The sequence below is a fragment of the Microbacterium sp. SORGH_AS_0862 genome, from assembly GCF_030818795.1.
Lineage (GTDB): Bacteria > Actinomycetota > Actinomycetes > Actinomycetales > Microbacteriaceae > Microbacterium.
Genome location: NZ_JAUTAY010000001.1, coordinates 2,041,598 through 2,055,718 on the forward strand (window position 1 = coordinate 2,041,598; position 14,121 = coordinate 2,055,718).

General features: G+C 70.6%; 14 protein-coding genes. 6 read left to right on the forward strand and 8 right to left on the reverse strand.

The window, feature by feature from the left end:
• Positions 1 to 3: 3 nt before the first annotated feature.
• From QE377_RS09875 to QE377_RS09905, 7 genes are read right to left on the reverse strand one after another with little or no spacing between them, the layout of a single operon-like run.
• Positions 4 to 1,179, reverse strand: coding sequence for an ABC transporter substrate-binding protein (locus QE377_RS09875; RefSeq protein WP_307322481.1), 1,176 nt, complete (start codon positions 1,177 to 1,179; stop codon positions 4 to 6).
• Between the two features lie 52 nt (positions 1,180 to 1,231).
• Entirely contained in the window at positions 1,232 to 2,014 is a 783-nt protein-coding gene (locus QE377_RS09880) for an ABC transporter permease (RefSeq protein WP_307322483.1), read from the reverse strand.
• On the reverse strand, positions 2,011 to 2,805 hold the full coding sequence (locus QE377_RS09885) for an ABC transporter ATP-binding protein (protein ID WP_307322486.1): 795 nt from the start codon (positions 2,803 to 2,805) through the stop codon (positions 2,011 to 2,013). The genes QE377_RS09880 and QE377_RS09885 overlap by 4 nt, the downstream gene beginning before the upstream one ends.
• Positions 2,802 to 3,692: an ABC transporter permease gene (locus tag QE377_RS09890; protein ID WP_307322489.1), complete on the reverse strand. Its 891-nt coding sequence runs from the start codon at positions 3,690 to 3,692 to the stop codon at positions 2,802 to 2,804. The genes QE377_RS09885 and QE377_RS09890 overlap by 4 nt, the downstream gene beginning before the upstream one ends.
• The gene (locus QE377_RS09895) at positions 3,692 to 4,708 is read right to left on the reverse strand and encodes a TIGR03842 family LLM class F420-dependent oxidoreductase (RefSeq protein WP_307322491.1); all 1,017 of its coding nucleotides are present in this window, start codon (positions 4,706 to 4,708) and stop codon (positions 3,692 to 3,694) included. The genes QE377_RS09890 and QE377_RS09895 overlap by 1 nt, the downstream gene beginning before the upstream one ends.
• A gap of 56 nt (positions 4,709 to 4,764) precedes the next feature.
• Positions 4,765 to 6,201 carry a dihydropyrimidinase gene (hydA, locus tag QE377_RS09900; protein WP_307322494.1) on the reverse strand — a complete coding sequence of 479 codons (1,437 nt, stop codon included), beginning with the start codon at positions 6,199 to 6,201 and terminating at the stop codon, positions 4,765 to 4,767.
• 14 nt (positions 6,202 to 6,215) lie between these two features.
• Complete coding sequence (locus tag QE377_RS09905) at positions 6,216 to 7,064, reverse strand: nitrilase-related carbon-nitrogen hydrolase (protein WP_307322497.1); 849 nt, start codon at positions 7,062 to 7,064, stop codon at positions 6,216 to 6,218.
• Between the two features lie 146 nt (positions 7,065 to 7,210).
• Here QE377_RS09905 and QE377_RS09910 point away from each other — a divergent pair, with 146 nt between their 5' ends.
• The 5 genes from QE377_RS09910 (at position 7,211) to QE377_RS09930 (ending at position 12,899) form a co-directional block, all read left to right on the forward strand.
• Positions 7,211 to 8,572 (forward strand): aminotransferase class I/II-fold pyridoxal phosphate-dependent enzyme, encoded by a 1,362-nt coding sequence (locus QE377_RS09910; protein WP_307322501.1) that lies wholly within the window; start codon positions 7,211 to 7,213, stop codon positions 8,570 to 8,572.
• Positions 8,573 to 8,631: 59 nt separating this feature from the next.
• Positions 8,632 to 9,798, forward strand: a complete 1,167-nt coding sequence (locus QE377_RS09915) for a sensor histidine kinase (RefSeq protein ID WP_307322504.1) — start codon at positions 8,632 to 8,634, stop codon at positions 9,796 to 9,798.
• Positions 9,795 to 10,439, forward strand: a complete 645-nt coding sequence (locus QE377_RS09920; protein ID WP_307322505.1) for a response regulator transcription factor — start codon at positions 9,795 to 9,797, stop codon at positions 10,437 to 10,439. Before QE377_RS09915 ends, QE377_RS09920 begins: the two co-directional genes overlap by 4 nt.
• A gap of 241 nt (positions 10,440 to 10,680) precedes the next feature.
• Positions 10,681 to 11,448 carry an ABC transporter ATP-binding protein gene (locus QE377_RS09925; RefSeq protein ID WP_307322507.1) on the forward strand — a complete coding sequence of 256 codons (768 nt, stop codon included), beginning with the start codon at positions 10,681 to 10,683 and terminating at the stop codon, positions 11,446 to 11,448.
• A gap of 65 nt (positions 11,449 to 11,513) precedes the next feature.
• Positions 11,514 to 12,899 (forward strand): ABC transporter permease, encoded by a 1,386-nt coding sequence (locus QE377_RS09930; RefSeq protein ID WP_307325939.1) that lies wholly within the window; start codon positions 11,514 to 11,516, stop codon positions 12,897 to 12,899.
• A gap of 38 nt (positions 12,900 to 12,937) precedes the next feature.
• On the opposite strand, the gene QE377_RS09935 is transcribed toward QE377_RS09930, so the two are convergent.
• Positions 12,938 to 13,435 (reverse strand): hypothetical protein, encoded by a 498-nt coding sequence (locus QE377_RS09935; protein WP_307322509.1) that lies wholly within the window; start codon positions 13,433 to 13,435, stop codon positions 12,938 to 12,940.
• A 75-nt stretch (positions 13,436 to 13,510) separates the two neighbouring features.
• On the opposite strand from QE377_RS09935, the gene QE377_RS09940 reads away from it, so the two are divergent.
• On the forward strand, positions 13,511 to 14,119 hold the full coding sequence (locus QE377_RS09940; RefSeq protein WP_307322512.1) for a 2-phosphosulfolactate phosphatase: 609 nt from the start codon (positions 13,511 to 13,513) through the stop codon (positions 14,117 to 14,119).
• Positions 14,120 to 14,121: the final 2 nt, after the last annotated feature.

Below are 14,121 nucleotides of genomic sequence, written 5' to 3' on the forward strand. Positions count from 1 at the left end.
ATCCTACTTACCGCCTTCGGTGAGCGTCACGTCGAGGGGCGTGTACGTCCCGTCGACCGCGACCCCCTCGGCTTCGAGCTCCTGCAGCGCCTTCTCGATGTACTCGTTGCTGTATGCCGTGTCGGAGGGCTCCTCGGTGATGAGGTTCAGACCGTCCTGGTTGACCGCCTTGAGGGCACCCGCGACCGTCTTCTTCCACGCATCCTCGTTCACGACGCCGAAGGCGTCGTCGGTCCAGATGAGCTTGTTCACCTCGTTCATCTGCCACAGCTGGTGCACCGGTCCGACCGGGAAGGCCGCCTCGGCGTTGATCGCCGCGTCGTACGTGATCGACGCCGCCTCTTCGGGGTTGTCGCGCGCGAAGATCCAACCCTTCGTGACGGCCTTCAGGAACCGCACGGCGGCGTCCGCGTAGGCGGGGTCGTCGGACAGGCGCGCGGTGTCGGCCCAGAGGGCGTCCTGGAGCATGGCGCCCTCGGTGTCCTCATAGGAGATGACGTTGAAGTCCTCCGGCTGGTAGAGCTTGCCCGTCGCGGGGTTCACGACTTCGAGCACCTGCGCCCACTCGTTGTAGGTCATGGCCTGGGCTGCATCCACGTCGCCGTCCAGCAGCGCGTTCATGCTGAAGTCCTGCGTCGTGATCGAGACCGACGTGGAGTCGAGATCATCCGCCGCCATGGCGGCGAAGATCTCCCACTCGTTGCCGAAGCCCCACGAGCCGATCCGCTTGCCCTCGAAGTCGGCGACGGAGGTGATGCCGCTGTCGGCCCAGGAGACCTGGAGAGTGCCGGACTTCTGGAACACCTGCGCGATGTCGGTCAGCTCGGCCCCCGTGGCCTCGAGGGTGCCGAGCACCTTGGGCACCCACGCGACGGCGAAGTCGACATCGCCGGCCACGAGCGCGTCCTGGGGCACGATGTCACCGCCGGAGGGCACGATCTCGACGTCATCGAAGCCCTCTTCCTCGAAGTAGCCCTGGTCGAGAGCGACGTAGTAGCCGGCGAACTGGGCCTGGGGCAGCCATTGCAGCTGCAGCTTGATCGAGGTGAGCGGCTCGAAGTCGGAGTCTCCGGAGGCGGCCGGCGCGCCGGAGTCTCCGCCGGCGCAGGCAGCCAGCGCCATCGAGGCGATGCCGACGGCGGATACGGCGACGAGGGTGCGTCGAATGCTGTGTCTCATGCTGTTCCTTTCGGGTTCGGTGGTGCCGGGTGGTGCGATGGAACGCCTCCGGTCAGACCGGGGCCCGCCTCGTCGACAGTCGCTCCAGGAGACTCGTCACGAGGAAGAAGAGAAGGCCGATGAGGATGCCGCCGAGCACGAACGCCCACGCGAGAGCGGCGCGGCCCGACTTCGCGTAACTGGCGATCGCGGTGCCGATGCCGTCGGCGGGCCCGCCGAAGTACTCGGCGACGAGGGCGGAGATGACCGCGAGGGATGCGGCGATGCGGATTCCGGACATCAGGTAGGGAAGGGCGGTGGGCAGGGTCAGGAAGCGGAACGTCTGCGCGCGGGAGGCGGCGGACGCGCGCAGCAGGTCGCGCTGCACGGGGCGGGTCTGGCGCAGGCCGCGCAGGACGTTGACGAAGACGGGGACGAACGCCGCGATGGCGGCGACCGCTTGTCGGCCGAACTGGCTCGAGGCGCCGAACATCGTGTTCAGGATGGGGGTCAGAGCGACGATCGGGATGACGGCGAGCGCCGCCACGAGAGGCGCGAGCATCCCGTCGATCGGTTTGGCGGATGCCGCCAGCGCGGCCAGGAGGATCGCCAGCACGGTTCCGGCGACGAGGCCCACGAGAGCGTTGGTCCCGGTGATCGCCATGTCGGGCGCGATGATCGACCAGCGGGTGAAGAACTCCTCGAGGATCGCGAAGGGGCTCGGAAGCATACGCGGTGCCGCATCGGCGACATCGACGATGAGCACCCACACCGCCAGCCCGATCAGGGCGACGCCCGCAGGCGCTGCGACCCGGAGCCAGGCGGGCAGCCGTCGATCGACTCTCGCCGTGCTCATCGTTCGTTCGCCCTGGTCGCCGGCGTTCCGTGCAGGGCCTCGCGCACCTCGGTGACCTTCGCGAAGTACTCGGTCGATTCGCGCAGCGCCTCGTCGCGGATGCGGTCGAATCGTGTCGGGATCACCGTGGTGATGCGCCCGGGACGAGGGCTCATCACCACGACCCGATCCGAGAGGAACACCGCCTCCGGGATCGAGTGGGTCACGAAGACGACGGCGGCACCTGTTTCGGCCGCGATGCGGGTGAGCTCCGTTTGCAGCCGCTCGCGGGTCATCTCGTCGAGCGCTCCGAACGGCTCGTCCATGAGCAGCAGCTTGGGCCGCGCGGCGAGCGAGCGGGCGATCGCGACGCGCTGCTGCATCCCGCCCGACAGCTGGTCGGGGTAACGCTGCACGAAGTCGGTCAAGCCGACCAGCTCGGCGAGCTCGGCGACCCGTTCTGTGCGCTCCGCCTTCGTCACCCGCTGGATCTCCAGGGGGAGGGCGATGTTCTCGGCGATCGTGCGCCAGGGGAGGAGCCCCGCCTGCTGGAAGGCCATGCCGTAGTCCTGGTCCAGCCGCGCTGTGGCCGCCGGCTTGCCGAAGATCTCGAGGGTTCCCGTCGTGGCGGCGTCGAGGTCCGCGATCAGGCGCAGCAGCGTCGACTTGCCGCATCCGGACGGGCCGATCAGCGAGACGAACTCGCCCGGCGCGACGTCGAGATCGACGTCGGTGAGCGCGACGACATCGCCGGTCCGGGTGGGGAAGATCTTGCCCACGCCTGCGGCACGGACGGCGGGTGCGATGCTCATGCGGTCTCCTCGCCTCTGCGGTAGTTCTTGAGCCCTGTGCCCACGAGGGCCACGGACGCGGCGGCCACGAGCCCGAGCGCGATCGTGCCGAAGGTGGGTCCCCACGGAGCGGCCGGATCGGACGAGGCCTGACCGGCGAGCTGGATGAGCATGCGTCCTATGCCGCCCCGCATACCGATCGACACCTCCGCGACCACCGCGCCGACGACCGCCGCCGCGGCGGCCAGCCGCAATGCCGGCAGCAGATACGGCACCGCCGCGGGCAGTCGCAACCGCCGGAGAGTCGTCCCGTAGCCCGCCGCGTACGTGCGGAGGAGGTCGACGTGGATGCTGTCGGGCGCCTGCAGGCCGCGGAGCATGCCGATCGCGACGGGGAAGAAGGCCAGATAGGAGGCGATGACGGCGACGGACAGCCACTGCGGCCAGGGGATCCCCTCGCGCGCCAGTTGTCCGCCGAGGGCGTTCACGACAGGCGCGAACGCGATCAGCGGCACGGTCTGACTGACCACGATCCAGGGCAGCAGGCCCCACTCGATGAGCTGCCAGCGCTGCATCGCGATCGCGAGGACGCCGCCGACGAGGACGCCGATCACCCATCCCGCTGCGGCGATGCCGAGCGTGACGCCTCCCGCCGAAAGGACCGACACCCACAGCGGCGGGGTGTCGCTGCCGCTCGTCGAGGCGAACAGCCGGGCGACCATCTCCCACACGTGCGGCATGGCGCGGTCGTGGGTGCGCGGGAGGATCATCACCCCGCTGCCGGTCGATTCGTCGCCCCCGATCACGACCCCGTCGGCGGGGCCCAGGAACTTGTAGAGCTCCCACAGGGCGATGACGGCCGCGACGCCCACCACGCCCCAGATCGCGGCGGCCGCGCGGCGCGTCATCATCGCTTCGCCGTGATGTGCTCGGTCAGGGCGGGGATGACGCGCTCACCGTACACGCGCATCGTCTCCTCCTTGTTGTCGTGCTGCAGGTAGCCCGCGAACTGGGTGACCCCGATCTCCCGCAGCGCCTCGAGCTTGGCGATGTGCTCCTCTGCGGTGCCGAGCAGGCAGAACCGGTCGACGATCTCGTCCGGCACGAAGTCGACGTGGTCGTTGGCCGCCTTGCCGTGGCTGTTGTAGTCGTAGCCCGTGCGCCCCGCGATGTAGTCGGTGAGCGCTTGCGGCACCTCGCCCGACGTGCCGTACTTGGCGACGATGTCGGCGACGTGGTTGCCGACCATGCCACCGAACCACCGGCATTGGTCGCGCATGTGCGCCCGGTCGTCGCCGATGTACATGGGGGCCGCGACGCAGAACGCGATGCTGTCCGGGTCGCGGCCGGCCGCGGCGGCCGCATCCTTGACGACCTTGATCATCCAGCGCGCGATGTCGAGGTCGGCCAGCTGCAGGATGAAGCCGTCGCCGACCTCCCCGGTCAGCTTCAGCGCGAGCGGGCCGTAGGCGGCGACCCAGACGTCGAGCTCCGACCCGCGGCTCCACGGGAACTGCAGCGTCGCCCCCTTGTATTCGACGGGACGCGAGTTGGCCAGTTCCCGGATGACGTGGATCGACTCGCGCAGCTCCGACATCGAGACCGGCTTGCCGTTCGTGACCCGCACGGCGGAGTCGCCGCGTCCGATCCCGCAGATCGTCCGGTTGCCGTACATCTCGTTGAGCGTCGCGAACACGGATGCGGTCACGGTCCAGTCGCGGGTGGCCGGGTTGGTCACGAAGGGGCCGACCGTGATGCGCTTGGTCGCGTTCAGGATGGCGGAGTGCACCACATAGGGCTCTTCCCACAGCAGGTGCGAGTCGAAGGTCCACACATGGCTGAAGCCGTGCGCCTCCGCCAGCTGCGACAGCTGGACGGTGCGGGATGCGGGCGGGTTGGTCTGCAGGACGACGCCGAAGTCCATGGGTCACACCTTCCGGTCGGTGGGCAGGGCCGGCAAGCCGGGACGGAGTGCGCGCATCAGATCAGGTACTGGCTCAGGCCGCGCTTGACGAACCGGCCGTCGCCCGCCCGCCCCAGGTACCGACCGGCGTCGACGACGACCTTGCCGCGCGCGATGACCGTGTCGACATGGCCGTCGACCTCGAAGCCCTCCCATGCGGAATGGTCCATGTTCATGTGGTGGGTCTTGTCGACCCCGATCGAGGTGTGGCCCTCGGGGTCGTAGATCACGATGTCCGCATCCGCGCCGGGCGCGATGACGCCCTTCTGCCCGTACATGCCGAACATGCGCGCCGGGGTCGTGCTGGTCAGCTCCACCCAGCGTTCGAGCGTGATCTCGCCGGTCACGACGCCCTGGTACATGAGGTCCATGCGGTGCTCGACCGATCCGATGCCGTTGGGGATCGCGCGGAAGTCGCCGAGGCCGAGCTCCTTCTGCCCCTTCATGCAGAACGGGCAGTGATCGGTGGACACCATCTGCAGGTCGTTCGTGCGCAGCGCCTGCCACATGTGGTCCTGGTGGCCCTCCGCCCGTGCCCGCAGCGGTGTGGAGCAGACCCACTTGGCACCCTCGAACGCCCCCCACTGTTCGCTCGAGGCTCCCAGCTGCTCCTCCAGGGAGAGGTACAGGTACTGCGGGCACGTTTCGCCGAAGACGTTCTGGCCCTTGTCTCGCGCGGTGGCGAGCTGCTCGACGGCCTGCTTCGCGCTCACGTGCACGACGTACAGCGGTGCGCCGGTGAGGTTCGCGAGCATGATCGCGCGGTGCGTCGCCTCCTCCTCTGCCTGCCACGCGCGAGCGATCCCGTGGAAGTACGGGTCGGTCTTGCCCGCTTCGACCAGCTGCTCGGCGAGCACATCGATCACGGGACCGTTCTCGGCGTGCATCATCGTGAGCAGACCCGTATCGGCTGCGACCTGCATGGCGCGCAGGATCTGCGCGTCGTCCGCGTAGAAGACGCCGGGATAGGCCATGAACATCTTGAAGCTCGTGATGCCCTCGTCGATGAGTCCCGGCAGGGCCGCCAGTGCGTCCGCATCCACGCCGCCGACGATCTGGTGGAACCCGTAGTCGATCGCGCAGTTGCCCGCGGCGAGCTCGTGCCAATGGGCGAGTCCGTCCTGCACGCGCTCGCCGGTGCGCTGCACCGCGAAGTCCACGATCGTGGTCGTGCCGCCCCAGGCCGCGGCGCGCGTGCCCGTCTCGAACGTGTCGGACGCGCTCGTGCCGCCGAAGGGCAGCTGCATGTGCGTGTGGGCGTCGATGCCCCCAGGGATGACGTACTTGCCGGTCGCGTCGATGACGGTGTCGACGGATGCGGTCAGGTCGCTGCCCAGCAGCTGCGAGCCCGGGGCGAGCACCGCGACGATCCGTTCACCGTCGACGAGGACGTCGGCCGTCACGCGGCCGTTGGCGGAGACGACGGTGCCGCCGGTGATGAGTGTGGTGGTCATGATCGCTCCGCCTCTCAGGGGGCCGTGATCTCGTCGTAGGTGTCGGGGCGGCGGTCGCGGAAGAACTGCCAGTCGTCGCGCATCTGCTGCACGAGATTCATGTCGAGGTCGCGGATGAGGATCTCCTCGTGCTCGCCCGAGCCGAGCTCGCCCACGTAGTTGCCTCGCGGGTCGACGACCTGGCTCTTGCCGTAGAAGGTGACGGCTTCGTCGCCGTATTCGTTGTCCTCGCGGCCCACGCGGTTCGGTGCGAGCACGAAGTAGCCGTTCGCGACGGCGGCAGCCGGCTGCTCGACCTCCCAGAGGCGGTTCGACAGGCCGGGCTTGGTCGCGTTCGGGTTGAAGGCGAGGTGCGCGCCGTTCAGGCCGAGCTCGCGCCATGCCTCGGGGAAGTGACGGTCGTAGCAGATGATGACGCCGACCTTGCCGACCGCGGTGTCGAAGACCGGGTACCCGAGGTTTCCGGGACGGAAGTAGAACTTCTCCCAGAACTTCTCCACGTGCGGGATGTGGTTCTTGCGGTAGACGCCCGCGATGGAGCCGTCCGCATCCACCACGACGGCGGTGTTGTAGTAGACGCCGGTCTGCTGCTCCTCGTAGATCGGCAGCACCATCACCATCGACAGTTCTTTCGCCAGGGCGGCGAACCGCTGCACGATGGGACCGTCCACGGGTTCTGCGTAGCGGTAGTACTTCTTGTCCTGGGTGATCCCGAAGTAGGGGCCGTAGAACAGCTCCTGGAAGCAGATCACCTGGGCGCCGGCGGCTGCCGCATCCCGAGCGAACTGTTCGTGCTTGTCGAGCATGGATGCCTTGTCGCCCGTCCACGTCGTCTGCGTGATCGCTGCGCGTACCGTCGTCATCGTCGCCTCCCGGTTGTTTCTCGTGGAGGACCCTGGCAGCGACGGGGACCGGAGCGGTTCCGGCGGGTCATCCCCGTTCTGTTATCTTTCTGACTGAACATTTCTCTTCGGTTTCAGCCTGTGACGTGATGGTTAATGGTGCGCCCGTGAGTGATTCGGTGAAAGACCCGGTCGGAGCGCGGATCGCCGCGGCCGGCGAGCGCAGCCCCGAGGGCATCGCACGCGAACTGGGGCGTCTGGTGACCGACGGCGTCCTCGCGCCCGGCGACCGTCTGCCCACGGTGCGCGAGGTCGCCGCGGCGCTCTCGGTGAGCCCTGCGACGGTCAGCGCCGCCTGGCAGGCGCTCGCCCGCGCCGGCGTCATCGTGTCTCGGGGGAGGGCGGGGAGCTTCGTGCGTGCGCCCCGTCGGGCATGGCTCACCCCTCGCGTGAAAGGTCTGTCGGGGGCGGCGCCCGCCGGCTGGGATCTGGCGTCCGGCATGCCCGACCCCGCCCTCCTGCCACCCTTGCGCGCGGCCTTCGAGCGGGTCGATCTGCGTGCGGGGGCCGGGCGCTACCACGACGTCCCGGTGCTTCCCGAGCTGGCGGACGTGCTCAGGGAGAGCTGGCCCTCGCGGGTGGAGACGCTGACGGTCGTCGACGGCGCGATGGACGGCATCGCGAGAGTGATGGAACAGACCGTGCGCTTCGGCGACCGGGTCGCGATCGAGTCTCCCGGCTACCCCTACTTCTTCGACCTGCTGGACGCTCTCGGCGCCGAGGCCGTGCCGGTCGAGGTCGACGACGAGGGGATGGTGCCCGCATCCCTCACCCGCGCCCTCGCGCGGCATCCGTCGGCGGTGCTGCTGCAGCCGCGGGCACAGAACCCGACCGGCGCCTCGATGACCTCGATGCGGGCGCAGCAGCTCGCGGGCGCGATCCGCGCGGCGCGCGACGGCGACCGGGTGCTCGTCGTCGAGGACGACCACTCCGGGCTCATCGCGATGGCGCCCGCGGTGACGCTCGCGCGCTGGCTGCCCGATCAGGTCGTCCAGGTGCGCAGCTTCTCGAAATCGCACGGGGCAGACCTCCGCATCGCCGCCATGGGCGGCCCGTCCCGCGTGCTGGACCGCGTCATCGCGCGCCGGATGTTGGGACCGGGGTGGACCTCGCGCCTGCTGCAGAGCGTGCTGCTGGACATGCTCACCCGGCCGGATTCGGTGTCTGCCGTCAAGCGCGCCCGCCTCGCCTACCGTGACCGTCAGGAGGCGATGGTCGGGGCGCTGCGACGAGAGGGCATCCCGCTCGTGCCGCCGGACGGGATCAATCTGTGGGTGCCCGTCCTCGAGGAGCGCGCGGCCCTGGTCGAACTCGCCGCCGCGGGGATCGTGGTCGCGGCGGGCGCGCCGTTCGTGGCGGGCGAGACGCACGCGCCGCACGTGCGCGTGACGGCGGGGCTCATCGCGCTCGGTGACGCCCAGGGGGCGGCGGCCGCCCTCGCCGCGGCCGCGCGCGCAACCGGTCGCTGAGCACCGGATACATCGCTGGACGGATGCGGGTGCCGTCGGCGTCCGCGTAGCGTGTCAGGGTGTTCCGCCAGCTCTCGCCCGTGCAATGGCTCGTGGACGCCGTCCTCGCGCTCGGGTTCTTCGGCGTCACGGGGTTCCTGTTCTACACGCCCTCCTCCGGCGATCAGGTGTGGGGCGTGCTGGTGTCCCTCGGTATGGCGGTGGCACTGGGGTTGCGCCGGTTCTCGCCGTTCCTGGCGTTGGCCGTCGCGTGGGTGAGCGCGCTCGCACAGATGGCGCTGGGGCTGCCGCCCATGCTCAGCAACGTGGCGATCTTCGTCGTGCTGTACGCGACCGCCGCCTACGGGACCCGGCTGTTGTTCTGGCTCGGGTTCTCCTCCGCGGTCGCGGGCTCCGCGGCCATCGCGGTCTACCTCGTTTTCGTCAACACCTATATGGCGACGTCCGGGCTCGATTGGCGGAGCCTGCCGATCGCCGTCTTCGTCATGCTGGCGGCGCTGTTCGCCCTCGGGCTGTCGTGGACCGCGGGCGCGCTGGTGCGCACCGCGGCGCGGGCCAGAGAGACTCGGCAGGCGAGGGACGCGGCGCGCGCGCAGGTGGCGATCGAATCCGAGCGGATGCGGATCGCCCGCGACATGCACGACATCGTGGCGCACTCTCTGGCGGTGGTGATCGCGCAGGCCGACGGCGCCCGCTACGCGGCGGCGGCCGACCCGGCGGCCGCGACGACCGCACTCGGGACGATCTCGTCCACCGCGCGTTCCGCGCTGACGGATGTGCGTCTGCTGCTCACGCAGCTGCGCCATCAGCAGGGTGCCGGGCCGCAGCCGACGCTGGCGGACCTCGACGGCCTGTTCGCCCAGGTCCATGCGGCGGGCGTCGATCTGCGGGTGCAGATCGCACCGGTGCCGCCGCAGGATGTGCCGGCGGCCGTCCAGCTGGCCGTGTTCCGCATCCTGCAGGAGGCGCTCACCAACGCCCTGCGGCACGGCGACGGCCCGGTGGAGGTCTGGCTCGCGTGGCAGAGTGATCACGTGCGAGCAACCGTGCGCAATGCGCTGCGTTCCCCGGCCCGCGAGCAGCAGCGGATGCTCGAGGACGCCGGCGGGCACGGCGTCGTCGGCATGCGCGAGCGCGCGCAGCTGGTCGGCGGAACGCTGTTCGCCGGCGCCACCGACGGCGGTTTCCTCGTCGACGCGCATCTGCCGATCGGAGCCGTGGCATGAGCGCCGGGGTGCGCGTCGTCCTCGTCGACGACCAGGCGCTCTTCCGCGCCGGCATCCGCATGCTGGTGGACTCCCAGCCCGACCTGAGCGTCGTCGGCGAGGCGGGCGACGGCGTCGAGGCGATCGAGGTGGTGCGCCGAGAGCGGCCGGATGTGGTGCTGATGGACATCCGGATGCCGCGCCTCGACGGCCTTGCGGCCACGGCGGAGCTGCTCCGCGACGCCGACGCACCGCGCATCGTGATGCTGACGACCTTCGACCTGGATGAGGCGGCGGCACGCGCCATCCGGGAGGGGGCCAGCGGGTTCCTGCTGAAGGACGCGGATCCCGAGTTCCTCCTCGCCGCCATCCGCACGGTCCACGCGGGCTCCGCCGTCATCGCCGCAAGTGCCACGCGCGACCTGTTCGCGCAGTTCTCGCCTCCGCCCGTCGCGGCGCCGCCGGCCTGGCAGGCGCTGACCGACCGCGAGCGGGAGATCTTCGCGCTCGCCGCCCGCGGGCTCTCCAACGCCGAGATCGCGGAGCGGGAGTTCCTGTCGGAGGCGACCGTGAAGACGCACATCAGCCGCATCCTCGCCAAGCTCGCCCTGCGCGATCGCGTGCAGCTCGTCGTCTTCGCCTTCGAGCACGGCCTCGTCTGACCCTCCCCGGGACCCCGCCGCACGTAGGTGCCCCCCTGGTGGCCCGAGTTGCGTCGCAGTTGCGCAGATGCGCCACTTTTGCGCACCTGCCACAGTCATTCGCTGTCGCGGATGCGGAAAAGTGTGGCACTGCCGGCGCCGACCGCGCTGCCGTGGCCGTCCGCGAATCATCCGCCAGAAGGATGCGGATACGCCGGGCGGGCGACGCGGCCCATCCGGCCCGATTCATAGCGTCGGAGACATGCACATCTCCTCCAGCGAACTCGGCCTCGCCGCGCGTGTCTCGCGGCTCACGAAGACCTACGGCAGCGGCGCCGGCGCCGTCCGCGCCCTCGACGACGTCGCGGTCGGCATCCGCCGCGGCGAGTTCACCGCCGTCATGGGAGCCTCCGGTTCCGGCAAGTCCACGCTCATGCACATCATGGCCGGACTCGACGCCCCGACGAGCGGATCCGTGTGGATCGGCGACACCGACATCACCGGCCTCGGCGACCGTGAGCTGACCGTGCTCCGGCGTCGCCGGGTGGGCTTCGTGTTCCAGTCCTTCAACCTCGTGCCGACGCTCGATGTCATCGGCAACATCACGCTTCCCTTCGACCTGGACGACCGTCGCCCCTCCGCGATCGAACGCGCGCGGATCGACATGCTCGTCGAGACGCTCGGGCTGGGCTCGCGTCTGACGCATCGTCCCCACGAGCTCAGCGGTGGGCAGCAGCAACGGGTGGCGATCGCCCGCGCGCTCGCCACGGCGCCCGATCTGCTCTTCGCCGACGAGCCGACCGGGAACCTCGACTCCCGCACCGGACGTGAGGTGCTGGCACTGCTGCGCGCCGCGAGCCGTGAGCACGGTCAGTCGATCGCCATGGTCACCCACGACCCGATCGCCGCGAGCCACGCCGACCGCGTGATCTATCTCGGCGACGGCCGCGTCGTCGCCGATCACCGCGGGCAGAGCGCCGAGCAGATCGCCGCGTTCATGCTCGCCGCCGAGCAGGGGGCCGTCGCGTGAGCGCCGCGGTCCTGCCCGCAGCCGTGAGAGGCGCAGCGCCCCTCGGCTGGCTGCGCGAGCGCGGGATGGGGGCGAGCATCCTCGTCTCGGCCATCTCCACGGCGTTCGGGGTCATCCTCATCTCCGCCACCGGCTACATCGCCGCGCTCCTGCGGGCGGACCCCTACATCGGCGACAGCGGCACGCTCGCCTTCGTGCTCAGCTTCCTCACCGTGCTGCTGGTGGGCGTGGCGGTCTACGTCGCCGCGATCGTCACGGCCAACACCTTCGCCACGGTCGTCGCCGGTCGGACGCGCCGGATCGCCCTGCTCCGCCTCATCGGTGCGTCAGCGCGGTCGCAGCGCACGGAGCTCGCGCGGCAGGGCCTCGTCGTGGGCGCGATCGGTGCGCTCGTCGGCCTCGTCGGCGGAACACTCGTCGCTGTCATCGGGGTCGGCGCGGCCGACTGGGCGCTGGGACTCGACGTGTCCTTCACCCCCGTCGAGCCGATGCTCGTCGTGCCCGCGGTGATCGTCGCACTCACCACGTGGGCCGCCGCATGGGCGGGATCGCGGCGGGTGCTCACCGTCACGCCGCTCGAGGCACTCGGCGGCTCTGTCGAGGCGCCCTACGCTCGCGCCGCACGCCGCACCGGACGCAACGCCTCGGCGCTTGTCCTGCTGGTGCTGGGCGCGCTCCTGCTCGGAGGCGGGATCGCATACGGGCTGGTGAGCCCGACCGGCGTCGTCATTGCCTTCTTCGGCGGCGTGCTGTCCTTCACCGGCCTCGCGCTGGGCGCGACGTTCGTGATGCCGCCCGTCCTGCGCATGGTCGGCTCGGTCTTCGGCCGTTCGGCCATGTCGCGGCTGGCGGCTCAGAACGCGCTGCGCTACCCGGAGCGCTCGAGCCGGATGGCGATCGGCGTCGTCATGGGCGTCACCCTCATCACGATGTTCGCCGTCGCGATCGCCTCCACGAAGGCCGTCATGACCGCCGCGGGCGGAGGATCGATGCCGGAGGATCTGTCGCGCGTGCTCGACACCTTCTCCGCCGTCATGATGGGACTCGTCGCGGTCTCCGCTGTCATCGCGGGTGTGGGACTGGTCAACCTGTTGACGCTGGGTGTGGTGCAGCGCCGCCGCGAGCTCGGTCTGCTTCGTACCCTCGGCGTCTCGAACGCGCAGCTGCGCGCCATGGTGCTGCGTGAGGCCGCTCACATCACGATCGCGGCAACCGCAACGGGTCTGGTGCTCGGGATCGTGTACGGCTGGGCGGGTGCGCAGTCCCTCCTCGGTTCCGTGCCGATCGACCCCACGCGCCCGCCCGAGCCGACGTTCGTGCTCCCGGCGATCCCGCCGATCCCCGTGCTCGTGATCGTCGCGGCGACGACCGTGCTCACCCTCGTCGCGGCCGTCGTGCCGACCCGGCTCGCCACGCGCGTCGCGCCCATCGAGGCGCTCGCCGAGGCGTGAGCCGTGGGGCGGGTCCGTGCCGGGCGGTGCGGACCCGCTCAGGCGGAGGCGACGGCCTCCGGATCGTGGGCCCACGAGGGCGCGAGCGCGCGGATGCGGGAGCCCCGCCACTGCCACGTCGCCCACAGCACCGGCCAGAACAGCGGGGCGGTCCGCCCCTCGATCACGAGCCGCTCGCGCCAGAGCGTGCGGCCGTAGCCCGCGGGGCTCACCGCCATCTGGTGGTCCCACACATCCAGCGACGCGAGGGGACCGGTCAGCGGAGCCCCCGAGTCGCGGAAGATCCGCACCGGGCCGCGGAGCTCGTCGACCGCGCGATCGCTGACCGAGATGAGCTGGGTCCCGAGGGGCAGGAGCCCGCCGGCGAAGAGTCCCACGGCGACGTCCTGACCGCTCTCCCAGCTGGTCGGGAGCGGGCTGAGCGGCTGCATGTCGATCAGGGGGCCGTAGAGCTCGGCGACGGCGCGCGGCGAATGCAGCGCGCGCCAGGCCGCATCCGGATCGCAGTCGATGACGAACTTCAGCAGGATGCGCATGGCCCCAGTCTGCCCCGCGCGTCTCTCGACGTCACGCGGCTCGGCGCCGGGCCGGGCTCGTCCTAGTCTGGACGGATGCCCGAGATCGCCGACCAGTCGCGCTACCAGATCCGCTTCGAGTGGGGATCGCCCGGGGTGCGCCGGCTCGCCGCATCCGACGTGGTCGTGATCGTGGACGTGCTGTCCGCGTCTACCGAGGTCGTGGATGCGGTCGCCGCAGGCGCCGCGGTCCCGCTCGCCGAGACGGGGCTCGCCGAGCTCGCGGGCGCCGCTCACGATGCCGGCGCGGTCGTGCTGCTCGGCGCGCTGCGCAACGCGGCCGCCGTCGCCGCTGCGGTGCTGGCGGAGCAGCAGCGTCGTGGCGCGCGCACCTCCGTCGCGGTGATCGCCGCGGGAGATGCGGATGCGGCCGGCTGGCGCGTCGCCGTCGAGGATCAGTTCGGCGCGGGGGCCGTCATCGATGCGCTCGGAGCGCTCGGGCTCGACCACACCTCGCCCGAGGCCGCCGCTGCGTGCGAGTCGTTCCGCGGCCTGCAGAGCGCGGTGCGGCACCTGCTCACGGCGAGCGCGAGCGGACAGGCGCTGCTGGAGGCGGGGGCGCGCGAGGCAGTGCTGTCCGCGGCGACGCTCGATGCCGCGTCCGCGGTGCCGGTTCTGCGGGACGGCGTCTTCGTCGCGGCGTGAGG